At 44.8% G+C, this 15,404-nt stretch carries 12 protein-coding genes, 1 rRNA gene and 1 pseudogene; all 14 read right to left on the bottom strand.

Going from position 1 to position 15,404, the window contains the following annotated elements:
• A pseudogene (locus GY683_RS04515) lies at positions 1-623 on the bottom strand (OmpA family protein); the annotation flags it as partial.
• A 326-nt stretch (positions 624-949) separates the two neighbouring features.
• Entirely contained in the window at positions 950-1,684 is a 735-nt protein-coding gene (pdxJ, locus tag GY683_RS04510) for a pyridoxine 5'-phosphate synthase (RefSeq protein WP_297287611.1), read from the bottom strand.
• A 21-nt stretch (positions 1,685-1,705) separates the two neighbouring features.
• Positions 1,706-2,464, bottom strand: a complete 759-nt coding sequence (locus GY683_RS04505; RefSeq protein ID WP_297287610.1) for a DNA repair protein RecO — start codon at positions 2,462-2,464, stop codon at positions 1,706-1,708.
• Between the two features lie 5 nt (positions 2,465-2,469).
• The gene (gene era / locus GY683_RS04500) at positions 2,470-3,471 is read right to left on the bottom strand and encodes a GTPase Era (RefSeq protein WP_297287609.1); all 1,002 of its coding nucleotides are present in this window, start codon (positions 3,469-3,471) and stop codon (positions 2,470-2,472) included.
• A 91-nt stretch (positions 3,472-3,562) separates the two neighbouring features.
• Complete coding sequence (rnc, locus tag GY683_RS04495; RefSeq protein ID WP_297287608.1) at positions 3,563-4,330, bottom strand: ribonuclease III; 768 nt, start codon at positions 4,328-4,330, stop codon at positions 3,563-3,565.
• A 22-nt stretch (positions 4,331-4,352) separates the two neighbouring features.
• Positions 4,353-5,453: a signal peptidase I gene (gene lepB / locus GY683_RS04490; RefSeq protein WP_297287607.1), complete on the bottom strand. Its 1,101-nt coding sequence runs from the start codon at positions 5,451-5,453 to the stop codon at positions 4,353-4,355.
• Positions 5,454-5,480: 27 nt separating this feature from the next.
• On the bottom strand, positions 5,481-7,280 hold the full coding sequence (lepA, locus tag GY683_RS04485) for a translation elongation factor 4 (protein ID WP_297287606.1): 1,800 nt from the start codon (positions 7,278-7,280) through the stop codon (positions 5,481-5,483).
• A gap of 106 nt (positions 7,281-7,386) precedes the next feature.
• Positions 7,387-8,589 (bottom strand): capsular biosynthesis protein, encoded by a 1,203-nt coding sequence (locus GY683_RS04480; protein ID WP_297287605.1) that lies wholly within the window; start codon positions 8,587-8,589, stop codon positions 7,387-7,389.
• 89 nt (positions 8,590-8,678) lie between these two features.
• Positions 8,679-10,865, bottom strand: coding sequence for a capsular polysaccharide biosynthesis protein (locus GY683_RS04475; RefSeq protein ID WP_297287604.1), 2,187 nt, complete (start codon positions 10,863-10,865; stop codon positions 8,679-8,681).
• Positions 10,866-10,869: 4 nt separating this feature from the next.
• Positions 10,870-12,579, bottom strand: coding sequence for a polysaccharide biosynthesis/export family protein (locus tag GY683_RS04470; protein ID WP_297287603.1), 1,710 nt, complete (start codon positions 12,577-12,579; stop codon positions 10,870-10,872).
• 25 nt (positions 12,580-12,604) lie between these two features.
• Positions 12,605-13,708, bottom strand: coding sequence for a capsule biosynthesis protein (locus GY683_RS04465; protein ID WP_297287602.1), 1,104 nt, complete (start codon positions 13,706-13,708; stop codon positions 12,605-12,607).
• Positions 13,686-14,357 carry an ABC transporter ATP-binding protein gene (locus tag GY683_RS04460; RefSeq protein WP_297287601.1) on the bottom strand — a complete coding sequence of 224 codons (672 nt, stop codon included), beginning with the start codon at positions 14,355-14,357 and terminating at the stop codon, positions 13,686-13,688. The genes GY683_RS04465 and GY683_RS04460 overlap by 23 nt, the downstream gene beginning before the upstream one ends.
• Before the next feature lie 4 nt (positions 14,358-14,361).
• Positions 14,362-15,174, bottom strand: coding sequence for an ABC transporter permease (locus GY683_RS04455; RefSeq protein WP_297287600.1), 813 nt, complete (start codon positions 15,172-15,174; stop codon positions 14,362-14,364).
• A gap of 120 nt (positions 15,175-15,294) precedes the next feature.
• Positions 15,295-15,404 (bottom strand): 5S ribosomal RNA (gene rrf / locus GY683_RS04450); the annotation flags it as partial.

The raw sequence follows: 15,404 nt of genomic DNA, 5'->3' as shown, positions 1-15,404 counted from the left end.
TCATTTACTAGATAACGAGCACCTAGACCGATGTTACCGATGGTGTCTTTAGATTCAGCAACTTCTGTGCCAGCCTTAACAGGACCTTTTACGCCTGTTTGAGTAGATTTACCTGCACTAGTTGTATACTCTTGACGGTTTTCAACCGAAGTTTTAGACTGACCAGCACCGATCAATACATATGGTTTGAACTTGGTGTTTGGGTTGTAGCCAGTGAACTGCTCAGTACCGATTAGGAAGTTACCAACGATGGTTTCTCTTTCAGCATCAAAACGGTTGATACCTGCTCGAGCAGAAGCTTCAGATGCTTCACCATTGGTATCAGTAACACCATACTCAACTTGGAACTGAGTAGATGGGGTAAGCTCTAGACCTAGCGCAACACCAGTGTATAGACCGCTTTCTTGAGCAACGCCGCCATTAGTAACTTGACCAGCACGACCGTCAATAGATTGATTATCAGCATTTAAATAAAGATCTTTACCTGTTTTAAAGACTTCACGTTGCTTGTCGTGAGCTTCGTCAGTGTAGTTGTAACCAACTATTGGGGTTACTGTTACGCCAGCAGAAGCAGCGGTCGCTGCAGTAGCAAGTACTGCTAGAGCGATTTTATTTAGTTTCATAACTTCCTCCAAAGGAATTGTTGATTAAAAGTGTGTAACACAACATTACCATGTCATATTCTACCATTAACTAATCACTTCTGCCAACCTATATTTACCACCGAAAGACAGTAGAAACATTAATTTCTGATAGATATATGTAGCTTAACGGCATTTTAAGGATTTTACAAGCCTTTTTTTTTGCAATAGCTACACAATGTTACATAAAAATGTTGATTTTTTACAAATCACCGCTTAATCATGAATAGAAACTCAAGCGCTTATTATCCAAGATTAAGCAGAACTCACGATTGTTATTATAACACATTTGCTTACAATTTTGTCAATTACACCACAAATGCGGCTCGCATTTCTTTGACTGCTCGGTCAAGCCCCATAAATACAGCATCTGCAATGATTGAATGGCCGATGTTCAGCTCATGGATGCCGTCTATCTGAGCGATATTTGCGACATTGCCTCTGGTTAGACCATGCCCTGCATTAATAAGCATGCTGTTGGTTTTCGATTTAGTATATTCCACAGCTTCGCGAATGCGATTTAATTCATGGTTAAATGCCTGAACATCTTCATCTATGTCTGCATGCGCATAAGCACCTGTGTGAAGTTCAATCGCGTCGGCGCCGCATGATATGGCGGCATCAATCTGATGCACATCAGGGTCGATGAATAATGACACTAAAATACCTGCTGATTGTAGTTTTTTGATGAATTGGGGTAATTCTAGCAAATTAGCCACATCAAGCCCGCCTTCTGTGGTCACTTCTTGGCGTTTTTCAGGGACTAGGCATACCCAAGTAGGCTTCACATCAATGGCAATGGCAAGCATCTCATCCGTGACAGCCATCTCCAGATTCATGCGGGTTTTAAGCTTATCTTTCATGGCATAGACATCGGCATCCTTGATGTGGCGCCGATCTTCACGCAAATGCAGCGTGATGCCGTCCGCACCCGCCTGCTCGCAGATGAGCGCCGCCTCGATCGGGCAAGGATAATGTACGCCACGCGCATTTCTTAGTGTCGCTACATGATCGATATTCACCCCAAGCAGTGGTTTAGACATAATTTTTCCTTTTAAATCAAATTATACAGACTGGTATTGCAAACTTTGTCGCCATAATTTACGACTGTGTAGTGGCTTATATTCTAATAGATAGTCCATCACATCGCGCTGCAGCTGACCGAAAGATTGTAGATGCTTGACATACATATTCTGATCGCTCTGCGCGCGCGCCATCTCTAACAGATCTAAACCTAAGTATGATACTCGGCTTAATTTTTTGCCTTCATCGTTGGCTTTATTGATCAATGTCGATCCAATTGGCACAAAACCAACTTCTGGCACGAAACGATAATATCCATTAGCTTCAATACTCTCGCCCAGACCATCATATTCAAAGTCAGCACTCACACCCAATTCATCAAATAGCGCCCTCTCGAACCGTCTGAGTGCCTGCTTTAAATCACTAAGAGAATCACAAGCTTCAATCACACCAAGCGCCCGAAGCTGCATAATCTCATCATGATAAACCTGCCAAAGCACCTCGCAAGGACTCTCAGGCACCAGCAGTCGAGACAACACCTCATTCATATAGAGCAGCGCATACTGAGTCTGACCCATAATGGGCGTAAGACTAACTTCTGGCGAGGGCTGTATTTGGGTGAAAGATTTTAGCGCATTTTTACCTGTGGCGAATAGTGTCATCGGCACAAAAGACGGCATGCCTCGCGCACCCACACCACTCACCACACCAAACTCGCTGCTAAAAAATTGATAAATTGCGCGTTTTTCTTGATAAGCTCTAGCGTGCAGAATATAGCCTGTCAGCGGTTGTTGGCGCAAGAGAATTAATACCCCAAGCTCGTCAAGGCGCGCTCATCATCGGACCAGCCTTTTTTGACTTTCACCCAAAGCGTCAGCATGATCTTGCGATCGAATAGCGCCTCCATGTCCTTGCGTGCATCGATACCGACCTGCTTGATTCTTGAGCCTTTATCGCCAATGATGATGGTTTTTTGACCAGCACGCTCAACGAAGATGGTCGCATCGATGAAAGTCACCGCTTTGCGCCATTTGCCCGTCTCAGGGTCTTTGTGCGCAGGTTCGTCTTTGAAGGTATCGATTTGCACGGTCAAATCATATGGCACTTCATCGCCTGATGCGCGCATGATTTTCTCGCGGATAATTTCGCTTGCCAAGAAACGCTCAGAACGGTCAGTGATCTGCTCAGGATCAAAAATCGGCGGACGCACCGGCAAGAACTGCCCGATCACTTCTTTTAATCTGTCCAAATTATGCCCGCGCAATGCTGACACCGGCACAATATCTGCAAAATCAAAACTCTCGCTAAATCCCTCGATCAATGGTAGCATTTGTGATTTATCTTTAACAGTGTCAGATTTATTGATGACCAGCACGACAGGTAGATTCGTCGCTGAGAGCTTCTCCAGCGTCAATAAATCATCTTCACGCCATTGCAGCCCATCCACCACAAATAGTACCAAATCAACATCGGACAAAGCCGATACCGCCGCCTTATTCATGCGCTCGTTGATGGCTTTAACTTCCTTGCTGTGAATGCCTGGGGTGTCAACGAATACGATCTGCATCTCATCATCGGTCAAGATACCGTGAATGCGGTGACGCGTGGTCTGAGGCTTACGCGATGTGATGGATAATTTTTGTCCAAGCAGATGATTCATCAGCGTTGATTTGCCAACGTTCGGGCGACCAACGATCGCCACAAAGCCTGATTTAAAATCATCACTGATGGTAGGTGCGCTATTTTCAAAAAATGTCGCGATCATGTCGTCATTGGCAGGTTCTGGCGCTTGGTTATTGTCGGTCATGTGTTACCTTATTGTAGATATTTAATAGCCTATTAAAACACAAAACCGCCCGTTTTTAAAGGCGGATTTGGTAATTTGGCTAAGCTGAATATTATGAATTTTGAGTTTTGTTGAGCTGATTTATCATCAGTTCGGCGCATTTTTGTTCCGCGATACGGCGCGACTCGCCTGTCTGAGTGATGGGCTTGATATCGTCTAGATTCACTCGGCAGGTTACGACGAACGTTTGATTTGGTGCGTTGCCAATGATTTCATCAAGCTCATAAGTCGGCAGGGATAGTCGATTGCCCTGTAGCCATTCTTGAAGGCGAGATTTGGCATCTTTTAAGACCTTTTCCTCGCCCACTTCTAAGATTAGTGATTCGTACCAGACTTTGACAAGCTCTTTGACCAGATTCATGTCGCCACTGTCTAGATAGACCGCTGCGATCAGCGCCTCTACAGCATCTGCTAAGATTGAGGCGCGATGACGACCGCCACCCTTACGCTCGCCCACACCCAATATTAGATGGCGCGATAATTCAAGCTTCTCAGCGATCTGAACCAGCGTCTCTTGGCGTACCAAAGTGGCACGCATGCGCGTAAGCTTGCCCTCATCATGGCGTGGAAAGTGCATGAACAGAGCTTCTGCAATGATGAGCCCAAGCAAAGCATCACCCAAAAATTCAAGGCGTTCATAGCTTTCTTTGGGATTATAAGAGCGATGCGTCAAGGCGCGACGCGGCAAGCTGATATCGCGAAACTGATAATTTAGCTTCTCAGACAGCACCGGCAGCCCCTGCTCAAAATTGGCAAAATGAGGTAGTTTATCCAGTGAGGTTGTATTTCCCTTAAGGGATGATTTATTTGGGTTGGTCATTTTTCATCCAATGAAATTAACATCAATCAATCGCGCCTGCTCGACCAAAACTCGGCAGCTTAAAGCCAGGCTCCTTATGCATCCAAATATAAGTTGCCTTGCCGGATAGATTACCCTCAGGCACAAAACCCCAATAACGTGAGTCTTGACTACTGTCGCGATTATCACCCAGCACAAAGTACTGTCCTTCAGGCACGCGCACCGTCCATTGTTTGCCTTCTGTTGTGATGACATCGGGCGAGTTATCTTGTAGAAATTGACCGCCTGCCGATGAATTTAAATCGCCAATATAGCGGACGTTATAACGATGGCTACCCAGAGTCTCTTGGTAATAGCGTGCGTAATTCTCTTCTTCTTGACCGAATCTTGCACGCTCCTCATCACTAAATACATGGCTACCGATTTGTGCTGGCAGCAGCTTATTCACCAAAGGCTCAGCCATACTGTAGCTTGTCTGTTCTGTGGTGACAGCTTCACCGTTAATGGATAGCACACCATCATTATAAGATACCGTGTCGCCAGGCAAGCCAATCACGCGCTTAATATAATAACGCTTCGGCTCAAGCGGATAACGAAACACCGCCACATCACCACGTTCAGGGCTGCCAGTATCGACAATCTTAGTGTGCGTGATAGGCAGGCGAAGCCCATAAGACGCCTTATTCACCACAATAAAATCGCCCGTGTACAGCGTCGGCACCATAGAACTAGATGGAATGTTAAATGGCTCAATCACAAAAGAGCGCACAAGCACAATAATCAGCAGAATCGGCAAAAACTCATACGCCCAGCGCACAAGCACATTCTCGCCCGTGGTTTCTTGATTAACCTTGGCAATCGTTGCATCACGTTTGGCGATTTGGTAGGCCTGATGGGCATCTTTAACACCTTGGGGTGTGGCATCTGTGATAACCAGTGAATCAACATCGCCATTTAGCTGATGCTGTTTTAGGGCAGTTTGTAGGTTGTTTTGGCTTGACTTTAGCTGCTGCTGTGCCGTGAGTAGATTTTTGTTGGCAGCTTTTACCACGCGATGCTGTTTTAGGGCGAACTTATCAACAAGCCACACCACAAGCAGCACCAACGTCACTGGCACAAGCACAAGATTAATATCAAATTCCACAACGCTACCCTTTATTTAATTTATCAATTAGCTATCGACTTTTAATACCGCCAAGAACGCTTCTTGTGGGATTTCCACCGAGCCAACTTGCTTCATGCGTTTTTTACCTGCTTTTTGTTTTTCTAGCAGTTTTTTCTTACGGCTTACGTCACCACCATAACACTTGGCAAGCACGTCTTTACGCATCGCCTTAACTGTCGAACGTGCGATGATTTGACTGCCAATGGCGGCTTGGATTGCCACATCGAACATCTGACGAGGAATCAGCTCTTTCATTTTTTCGACCAGCTGACCGCCGCGGCGACGCGCATGCTCTTGGTGGCAAATCATGGCAAGCGCATCGACTTTCTCACCATTAATAAGCACGTCCACACGAGACAACTTATCTGCTTGGTAGCGCTCAAATGCGTAATCCAGCGACGCAAAACCACGCGATGCTGATTTTAGCTTATCAAAGAAATCCATCACCACTTCACCCATCGGGATATCAAAGATAACTTGAACTTGACGAGCCATGAATTTCATGTCCACCTGAACGCCGCGGCGCTCGATGGCAAGGGTGATCACGTTGCCCAAGTATTCTTGAGGCACAAGGATATGACAGCGAGCGATCGGCTCGCGGAACTCCTGAATCACGCCCACATCTGGCAGACGCGATGGATTGTCCACATAAACAATATCGCCATTCTTCTTGACCACTTCATAAATTACCGATGGTGCGGTGGTAATCAGATCAAGATCATATTCACGTTCAAGTCGCTCTTGGATAATCTCCATATGAAGCATGCCCAAGAAGCCACAACGAAAACCAAAGCCCAGCGCATCAGAAGTGTCTGGTTCAAAGAACAGCGCCGCATCGTTGATTTGTAGTTTTTGTAAGGCTTCACGGAACTTTTCAAAGTCGCTTGAATCGATTGGGAACATCCCTGCATAGACCTGAGGCGTTACCTTTTGAAAGCCTGGAATATTCTCAACTTCTGGTGTCTTGGCAAGCGTAATGGTATCACCCACAGGCGCGCCTTGGATGTCTTTAATGCCCGCGATCACAAAGCCAACTTCGCCCGCCTGCAAAATTCCCGTCTCTAGGCGTTTTGGGGTGAATACACCGATAGATGTCACCAGATGCGACTCACCTGTCGATTTAACAAAAATACGATCTCCGGTCTTTACCTGACCTTCGCGCACACGCACCAAAGACACCACACCCAAATAGTTATCAAACCATGAGTCAATAATCAATGCCTGCAATGGCGCATCACGATCGCCTGTGGGTGCAGGGATTTTCTCCACCAGTGTTTGGAGTAGCTCGTCAATACCTAAGCCTGTCTTGGCCGAGACGCGTGGCGCTTCTAACGCCTCAATGCCTATGATGTCCTCAATCTCTTCGATCACGCGCTCAGGCTCCACCTGAGGCAGATCAATTTTATTAAGCACGGGCAGCACTTCGAGTCCCTGCTCCACCGCTGTATAGCAATTCGCCACTGACTGAGCTTCAACGCCTTGTGCAGCATCAACGACCAATAGCGCACCCTCGCAAGCCGCCAATGAACGCGACACTTCATAGCTAAAGTCCACGTGGCCTGGTGTGTCGATGAAGTTTAACTGGTATTTTTCACCGTTAGGGTGATCATAGTATAGTGTAACCGACTGAGCCTTAATCGTGATGCCGCGCTCACGCTCAATGTCCATGCTGTCTAGGACTTGTGCTTGCATTTCACGGTCGGACAGACCGCCGCAGACCTGAATAAAGCGGTCAGCCAAAGTACTCTTACCATGGTCAATATGAGCAATGATCGAGAAATTACGAATGTGGGTTAGATCGGTCATAGGTGCAATTAAAAATAAAATAATAACAGGATATTGTAGCAGTTTTTTAGTCAAAAAACACAGCTAATTGAATGATTTAAGGGATTTTTTGATAATTAGTGACGGCTTAGTTGTTTTTGCCATCAAGATAGGCGATCGTCCAAGGTGACGCGCCATAGAATGAGCCGTTGAGCTGGGTTTGCTCGATGAGATATTCACGGAATTTTAGATAAAATTCACGATTGGGTGCGACGGGATTCGCCCAAAATGCATCTAGTGACTGCTGATCGGTAAGACCCTTGATGTCATAGAGTGCACGCCCCATGATTTTGGTGGGTTTTTGGTGATAGATGGACTGAAGCCCTGTTGTGCTATTGATCGTAATCATACCGATGCTGGCACGAATCAGACTTGGCAGGTGCATGTCGCAGCCATAAAAAACGCGATCCTCAATACCAAGCGCGCGTGCCGTACGACGGATATAGGCTCGATAATCACGATGACCACGATCCAAAGGATGATGTTTAAAGAGAATCTTAGTGCCGCTTGGTGCATTTATGGCAAAACTTGCCAACACTTCGGCGATGAATTCACGCACATCTGCATAATCACTATGATGAGTGATCTGTGAGTCATTATGAACTTGCAGACTCACCAAATAGAAGCTTTCTGCACCATTAATCAGGCGTTGTTGCAAACTCTTATCAGGGAAATAACGCAGCGCCTTGCGTATGGGCGCTATGATCCACGCCAGCATCTCCTGCCAGATATTCAGACCACGATAATGCTCATAATGTGGGTAGCGCCATTGCCCAAAAAACACCACAATATAATATATGATACTTGAAATACATAAGCGCCAAAAACGATTCGCCGTATATTTGGGTTGGTCGTTGGCTTTTTTTAGGGTGTCAATTAGTTCAGGATTAAGCCTTGAATATCCATTAATGCCGTGCTTTTCTAGCGTGATATAATCAGGGCGCAGATAGCCCTCTTCAAAGACAAAAAAAGATACACCTAGATTGGTAGTTACTCTACTTGCGATGGCGTGATAAGGACGGCAATCGTTGAAACACACCACCGCATCAATGTCGTACTTTTGAATAATGTCCGCCAAAAATACATCAAAGTCCGCCACCTTGCCACGATAGTTGTCCATCTGGTCTTTATGGCAATAAAAAAATGCATCGCCGGCATTAAAATTAATCTTGCGAACTTGTTTGCCTTGCTCCATCAAAAACGTTGCAAAACGACAAAAAAACGTCCCCATTTTGCCCTGTAAGAGCAAGACGTTCTTGTGCTGCATTAAGTCTTTTGCGGTTGAAGACATGATTTTGGATTGGCTAAAATAGGATTATTTTTGGCTATAAATGATACACTATTCTAACATAATTTTAATGAAATTTTAATACTTGCATTTTATTCTTTCAAAATTTTTCGAAGTCTCATAAAAGCAGTTTTTGCCCTCTGGGTAAATGTAGGGCTGATTTGAATGTGCTGATGATTATAAAGATATTCGATCACCGCCTCGGGCTGTGCCAAGCCGTGCCCATGTGGCAAATGATACAACGGATATTCTACAATGACGCCATAAATTAACGCTGGCAATGTCAACCCATCTGCTCGGCAGCGGCGATTTAGCGCATTAATTTTGACTGTATTATCAGGCTCGACCACGTCTGTCGTCAGCCCAAAACCTGCATAAAATGGCACGCCGTAACAAACCACCTCAAGACCCCGTAGCAGCGCCTCAAATCCGGTCAATGAACTGATCGTATGTACCACATCACACCCATCCAGACAGTCAGGCATGGCAACATCGGATGCCACCAAGTCCGCAAGGTTATGATTGTTCGCACGACCGACGCGCAGCCCTGCTTCCACATCAGGATGTGGCTTGTAGACAATGATGTCATCAGGAAAGTCTGTTCGTACTCTAGCAAGCAGATCGCTGTTTTTTTTGATTGCGCTTGCACAGCTTTTTACAGATGCATCATCTTCGACTTGTCCCACAACCAAACGTACGGTTTTATTGGGTTTTATGATTTTTAGATGTGATAATTTCTGAACAAATTCGTGATTTTTAGTTTGAACGTTATATTTACTAACTCGCTTGGTCAGCATGAGATGCTGCAAGTTTTTGGCGCGAAGGGCTTGCTCATCGGTTAGGTGGATATTTGTTAAAATTTGCTCAAGCCGGCTTGGATGATTGGCATCATAATAAATCCCTACATCGTCCATCACCACCGATAGTGGAGCTATCAAGCTTGCGCCAAGGCCATTTGAACGGATAAATCCATCCTCCATACACCAAATTCTAGGGGCTTGCTTGCCGATCTTTTGTAGCTTATCTGCAAGTGATTTTTTGCTTTTTAGCCCCCATGTGACATAGCTTGTCGTGTCAGGTAGAGGGCTTAACGCCTTTTGATCATCACGTTGAACACGTTTGGCATTCATACCATCGGTCAAGAATAGTCGCCATCTCGTTCTTGGTTTAATGATGAGATTTACCGCATCAAAACCCAAAAATCCTTGCACAAAAGGCACCTTCCATCGGCTAAACTCATAAGCCATCAGATCACCTAATAGCCGACTCTGCCATGCTCGGTTTAATATCAAATATTCCACCACTTCATCAATGCCGCACGCCTTATACTTGGCAGGGTTGGCATAGTGGCTATAATTGATATAGCTTGCATAAAAAAGCTGATGAATGCTAGGTTTGTCGTGGGCATTGTAATGATTTTTCAAGACCTGATGATGATTGGTTACCGTTTTATAAATGTGACCATCCTTGATAAAACCATCATCAGTCAAGCCAAAACCACTGTACCAATTCACCCCAAAACAATACACTTTTTTATTAAGTAGTAATGCCTCAAACCCCATGTGAGAACTGACCGTATATACAGCACTTACCTGCTCAAGCAGCGCAATGGGGTTGCATTTCTCGGTAAGATAAAAAGGATGCTCAATGTCATTTTGTGAAAAATACCCTTTGCCAGCAGGGTGGGCTTTGATCCAGATATTGGCATCGAGGTATTGTGAACGCGCATGAGCGAGCATCGCCAAAAAACTGTCTTTGCTTGCGCCAGCGCCTTGAATGGAGGCATCACCTGCGACCTGATCAATAATCAACACATGCATGCGATCATTACCTGCAATCTTTGTTAGGTTTGGCGCATCTTGGGATTCATTATATTTGGACAGGCGATGTGTGATGATTTTATCGATTAAGCTATGAGCGTAATTTTGTTTATGATCATCCCAATGACTCATGCATTCAAAGATAAGATGCTGCAGGCGACTTGGCGCAGTTAAATCAAAATATACCCCCAGATCATCCGCAATAAAGCTGGCGCCGACCGTGTCGATCCCAGCGGACAATGAACGCAAAAAACCATCTTCAATGGTAATTAGCGACAGATTATTCTCTGTGGCGAACTTCTTAGCCTTAAGGCTGCTGGGCTTTTGACCCCACGCAAGCACCGCATCAGCCTTAGCATCATTATGATGGAGACTGGCATTAAGCGCAATATGAAGCAGGGGATTATTTTTGATAATCCCCTTGGTTGCTGTGGTGAGTTTTTTTGGAATAAAGCTCATTCAATCACAGACCAACGATCACGCCAGTCGCCACAGCAAGCTGATAAATAATCTGAGAAAGTCCACGGGCAATCTCTACACGGCGCGTTTTGACTTTTGGTAATACCATGATTTCATCGCCCTCTTGGATGCGATAGGCGGTATTGACCACACTGCTTTCACCATTTTGATGCATGACAAGGATTTGTTCGCTGTCAGCATTATCATCAAACCCACCAGATTTTGCAATATAGTCGCCTACGGTCAGGTGCGCATCATAAGTAAGCGCGCCCTGCGTGCGAACTTGCCCATTGACCGTGATGACTGATGTTTTTGATGGAATATGGATCACATCACCTTGTTCTAGAATGATGTCCTGCCAAGAGTTAGGCACCACAACCACACGACCCGCAGGCTCTACTCGTCTTGCTTTTGCGATAAATTGCTCAACCAATTTGGCATCTTCAGAACGTAGCTGCGCCTCTTCTCTTGTGGTTGATTGCGTCGCAAGTGTCATCTCTTCTAGACGATCTAGCGCGCGATTGATTGCTTCTTTTTGTTGAGCCTTAACCGACTCACGATAGATGGTTAGATTATTTACATTCGCCAAGCTTGACGGTTCAAGCTGTGCCACCACATCTTTTAATCGGGCACCATAAGGCAAAATCACCGCGCCATTGCCGCGATGAGCACCTGTCACCTGAACTGCGACCGAACCTTGATAACGGTCAGCCGTCACCACCAGTCTATCACCATTATTGACAGGCACATTAGCAGCCTCACCCAAGGAATAGTATTCTGCCGTCTGAGCTCGACCTCCAGCGCGAGTGATGCTAACATTGGTCGCATCTGCCAGAGGATTTGCGATGCCTAACACGTCTGAGATGGTCAGATTATTGACACCAAATTCAAACACATATTCATTTTGGACTCGGCCAGAGATTTCAAACGTCTTCTTCTGCGGCGCAACTGTGATCACATCACCATCGCGGAACGCAAATGGCGCCAATCGACCTGCGATCAAGAATTCATAAAGGTTAATCTGCTGAACAAGCTGTCCGCCGCGGCGCACCTGAATGTCAATATAACTACCGCGCTCAGGGTCAACACCGCCCGCTCTATCCAAATAACTAAGCACCGAATCTGCCGCCAAGCCGCCATAGTAGCCAGGCTGCTTAACAAAACCAGTCACAAACACCTTCACAGGCTGGGCGTTTTCCAAAGAAGCATACACACCGACATTAGAGCGATAAATGCGACCAATGGCAGTTTGCACAACATTCTGCAGATTACCATTTTGAACCCCCGCTACTTTGACAGGACCGACATTCGGCAAGAAAATATTGCCTTGCGGATCGACTGTCGTCGTGGCCGCATATTGATAAGCACCCCACATACGAACCTGAACATTATCACCAGGATTGATCACATAACTGTCGTTGAATGTCGAGCCAGACGTGGTTGAAAAGGCGCCACGGAATAATTGCTCACCAAAAATACGAGGCTTGGTATTTACTGGCTGGTAATTACCTGAATTATTGATGATAGAATTTGAGCCCAGGCTTGCTGCTGCCACTGCTTCAGATTGCGTGGCTTCAGCAGGTACTTGACGACTATCCACGATCGCAGCCAAGCGACCCACATTGTTCGCTGGATTAGCAAACGTATTTTGCGATAATGATGCACCAATCAGCATCGACACTGCCAAACCAAGGCTTGTTTTAGAAAATTTCATAATCATTCTTCCGTTATTAGCCAAATTATTTCGCATGATCGCGAATGACCGACAGTACCAACACGATAAAGCCATACAAGATCAGCAGCAGCGCCAATGATGTTCCAATCACATAAGATTTGCGTGGATATAACGCTTCTTCTGCCAAATGTGGCGATGAAATCACGATAAGATTCTTCATCTTGCGGATCGCTTCAATGCGCGAACTCTCAAGTGAAGTTAATGCCAATTTATAAAGCTCTCCTGCAAATTCTACATCAGACTTGATACTTTCAAATTGAGCAGTTTGTTCGTTAAGCTTGCTGTCATTTGGCGAGGTTAGCTTACCTTGCTCATCACGAATTTGTTTCTCGACCGAAGTGATTTGACTACGCAGACTAACAATTTGAGGCGCTTCTGGATTTAGATAGCTAAGCAGCTGACGCTCTTCGGTTCTAAGACTGCTTAGTTGGGCTTGCAAAGTTGCAATGACTTGATTGACAATTTGCGCATTGGTTTGAGGATCAAAGATCTCATTGGCATTTTGATAATCAAGCATGGCTTTTTTGGTATCGTTCAGACGCGCTTCAGCTTCTTGAACTTGCGTGGTCGCAAAAGCCAATTGTTCTTTTGCAACTTTTTTGGAAATGGCATTCACAAAGATTTCAGACTCAGTGAGAATCTCTTTGTTTAATTCATAAGCAAATTCTGGCGTGAAACCTTCAGTTTCTACCATAAGTACTGAGCTCAGCTCATCCAATGACACATTCACGCGTTTTTTGAAATATTCACGAAGCTCTTCTTGGGTTGCTTCAGCATCAATCTCATTGATAAAGTCAGAACCGGTTAGACGATAGTTTTTACGAAACTCAAATTTCTTATCCAATTTATCAATCATGTCATCTGACAAGATATATTTGGTCAGATACAATGCATCGTCCCGACTTGTGTTATTCACACCCAGTAGTGCAGAGATGCCAGAAGTGGACATCGCCTGCTCGCTGACCTGCTTAATCACCACATTAGATGTGCTAATATACCTAGGATTTGCCAACAGCAAAACATAAGCAATGATTGCAATCCAAGGTATAATCACAACGCCAACAAATAACAGCTGACTGATGCGTTTATTTTTTAGTTTGGTGGACATGTTCTTTATATACCTCAATTGCTTCTTTCACATTATGAAAAACTCGTGCTGTCTGATCCATCAGCACAATACCAACATCACAGTTACGCTCAATATCACCTAAGTTGTGCGAAACAACCAAAAATCCAGCTTGCTCACGTCGCGCTTGCAGAATCTCTTCACTTCTTTTACGAAATGCTGCATCGCCCACAGCGCCAGCCTCGTCAAGCATATAATAATCAAAATCAAACGCCAAAGAAAGACCAAAAGTCAATCGCGCTCTCATGCCCGAAGAATAGCTTTTGACAGGCATATCAAAATATTTACCAATGTCGGCAAACTCTTCAACAAAGCGGATCTTTTCGTCAATATAGTCGCTACTTGAATAAAGACGGCAGACAAAACGAACATTTTGACGGCCTGTCAAGCTGCCTTGAAAGCCACCTGCAACACCGACAGGCCACGAAATGGTACTATTGGTCAGCACCTCTCCGGAGTCTGGCTCATCCAGCCCACAAATGATACGCAGCAGCGTCGATTTACCCGCGCCATTTCTACCAAGCAACCCTACAGACTGCTTATCCTCAATGGTTAAGTTCAAATCTTTGAATAAATAATGCCTGCCGTGCGGCGTCTTAAAAGATTTGGTGATGTTTTTAATCTCAATCATAATATCACTTCGTGCGAATTAGATCTCTTTCAAATGCTTTATACAAAAGCAGTCCTAAAAAATTCACACAAATTGTCCATTTGATAAAATAACTCATGCTCACATGATGAATTGGATAAGTTGGCGATAAGGCGTGACGAATCATCTCAAGGTTATGAATAAAAGGATTGTACATCAAGTATGACAGGTAAGGCTCTGGTATCATGTGTACCGAATAAAGAACTCCGGAAGTAAAATAAAGTATGGTAAACACAATACTAATTACTTTGCTCAGCTCACCGCCATAATGCCCCACAATCATCAAAATCATTGCCAAGCCAAAAGCGAAGAAAAACATCGTGATCCAACATAAAAGTACAACGTCCAAGTTCGCAACACTAAATCCGATACCAAAAAAAGCTAATCCCAAAATCAGTATTACAAAAGTGACAAAATAAATAATGAGCTCAAGCACAGATCGCGCAATGATCACATCAATATGACGTACTGCACGATACATTAATAGCCCTGCATTGGCTGAAACCGCACCCAATGAACGCGTGGCAATTCTTTGCATCATAAAAAAAGGTGTAAATCCAGCAACCAAAAACAGCATATAATCCATGCCTGGTAGCGCACGCTTCATGATAGCACCAAAGATAACCATCATGATGGCCATCTGTAAAATCACCTCTAAAGGCGCCCAAAGATAGCCTAATCGATAGCTACCAAAACGGGTCTGTAATTCGCGCATAAGCAAAGCATGGAATGCAGCAATCATCACTGCTAATCCGCTTCGCTTCTTTATGGGGCGATAAGGTGGTAATTGAACTGCCATAAAAAATTTATTCAATAAAATCAGTCAAGTATTTTAGCATATAACAAAGTTAAAAACTACCAACAAAACCCAACCAATAAAAAACCACCCCCATCAATGACGGGGGTGGCTTAAATAAGATGCTGACGATGACCTACTCTCACATGGGCGAACCACACTACCATCGGCGCTAAGACGTTTCACTTCTGAGTTCGGGAAGGGATCAGGTGGTTCCATCTTGCTATTGTCGT

The sequence above is a fragment of the Moraxella sp. genome (assembly GCF_024227015.1).
Classification (GTDB): domain Bacteria; phylum Pseudomonadota; class Gammaproteobacteria; order Pseudomonadales; family Moraxellaceae; genus Moraxella.
This window is presented reverse-complemented; position numbering and strand designations above follow the sequence as displayed.

Excerpts from the sequence above, each read along its gene's own strand:
- pdxJ (WP_297287611.1), bottom strand. The coding sequence starts at position 1,684 with ATGTCTAAACCACTGCTTGGGGTGAATATCGATCATGTAGCGACACTA.
- era (WP_297287609.1), bottom strand. The coding sequence starts at position 3,471 with ATGACCGACAATAACCAAGCGCCAGAACCTGCCAATGACGACATGATC.
- rnc (WP_297287608.1), bottom strand. The coding sequence starts at position 4,330 with ATGACCAACCCAAATAAATCATCCCTTAAGGGAAATACAACCTCACTG.
- lepA (WP_297287606.1), bottom strand. The coding sequence starts at position 7,280 with ATGACCGATCTAACCCACATTCGTAATTTCTCGATCATTGCTCATATT.
- GY683_RS04480 (WP_297287605.1), bottom strand. The coding sequence starts at position 8,589 with ATGTCTTCAACCGCAAAAGACTTAATGCAGCACAAGAACGTCTTGCTC.
- GY683_RS04475 (WP_297287604.1), bottom strand. The coding sequence starts at position 10,865 with ATGAGCTTTATTCCAAAAAAACTCACCACAGCAACCAAGGGGATTATC.
- GY683_RS04470 (WP_297287603.1), bottom strand. The coding sequence starts at position 12,579 with ATGAAATTTTCTAAAACAAGCCTTGGTTTGGCAGTGTCGATGCTGATT.
- GY683_RS04465 (WP_297287602.1), bottom strand. The coding sequence starts at position 13,708 with ATGTCCACCAAACTAAAAAATAAACGCATCAGTCAGCTGTTATTTGTT.
- GY683_RS04460 (WP_297287601.1), bottom strand. The coding sequence starts at position 14,357 with ATGATTGAGATTAAAAACATCACCAAATCTTTTAAGACGCCGCACGGC.
- GY683_RS04455 (WP_297287600.1), bottom strand. The coding sequence starts at position 15,174 with ATGGCAGTTCAATTACCACCTTATCGCCCCATAAAGAAGCGAAGCGGA.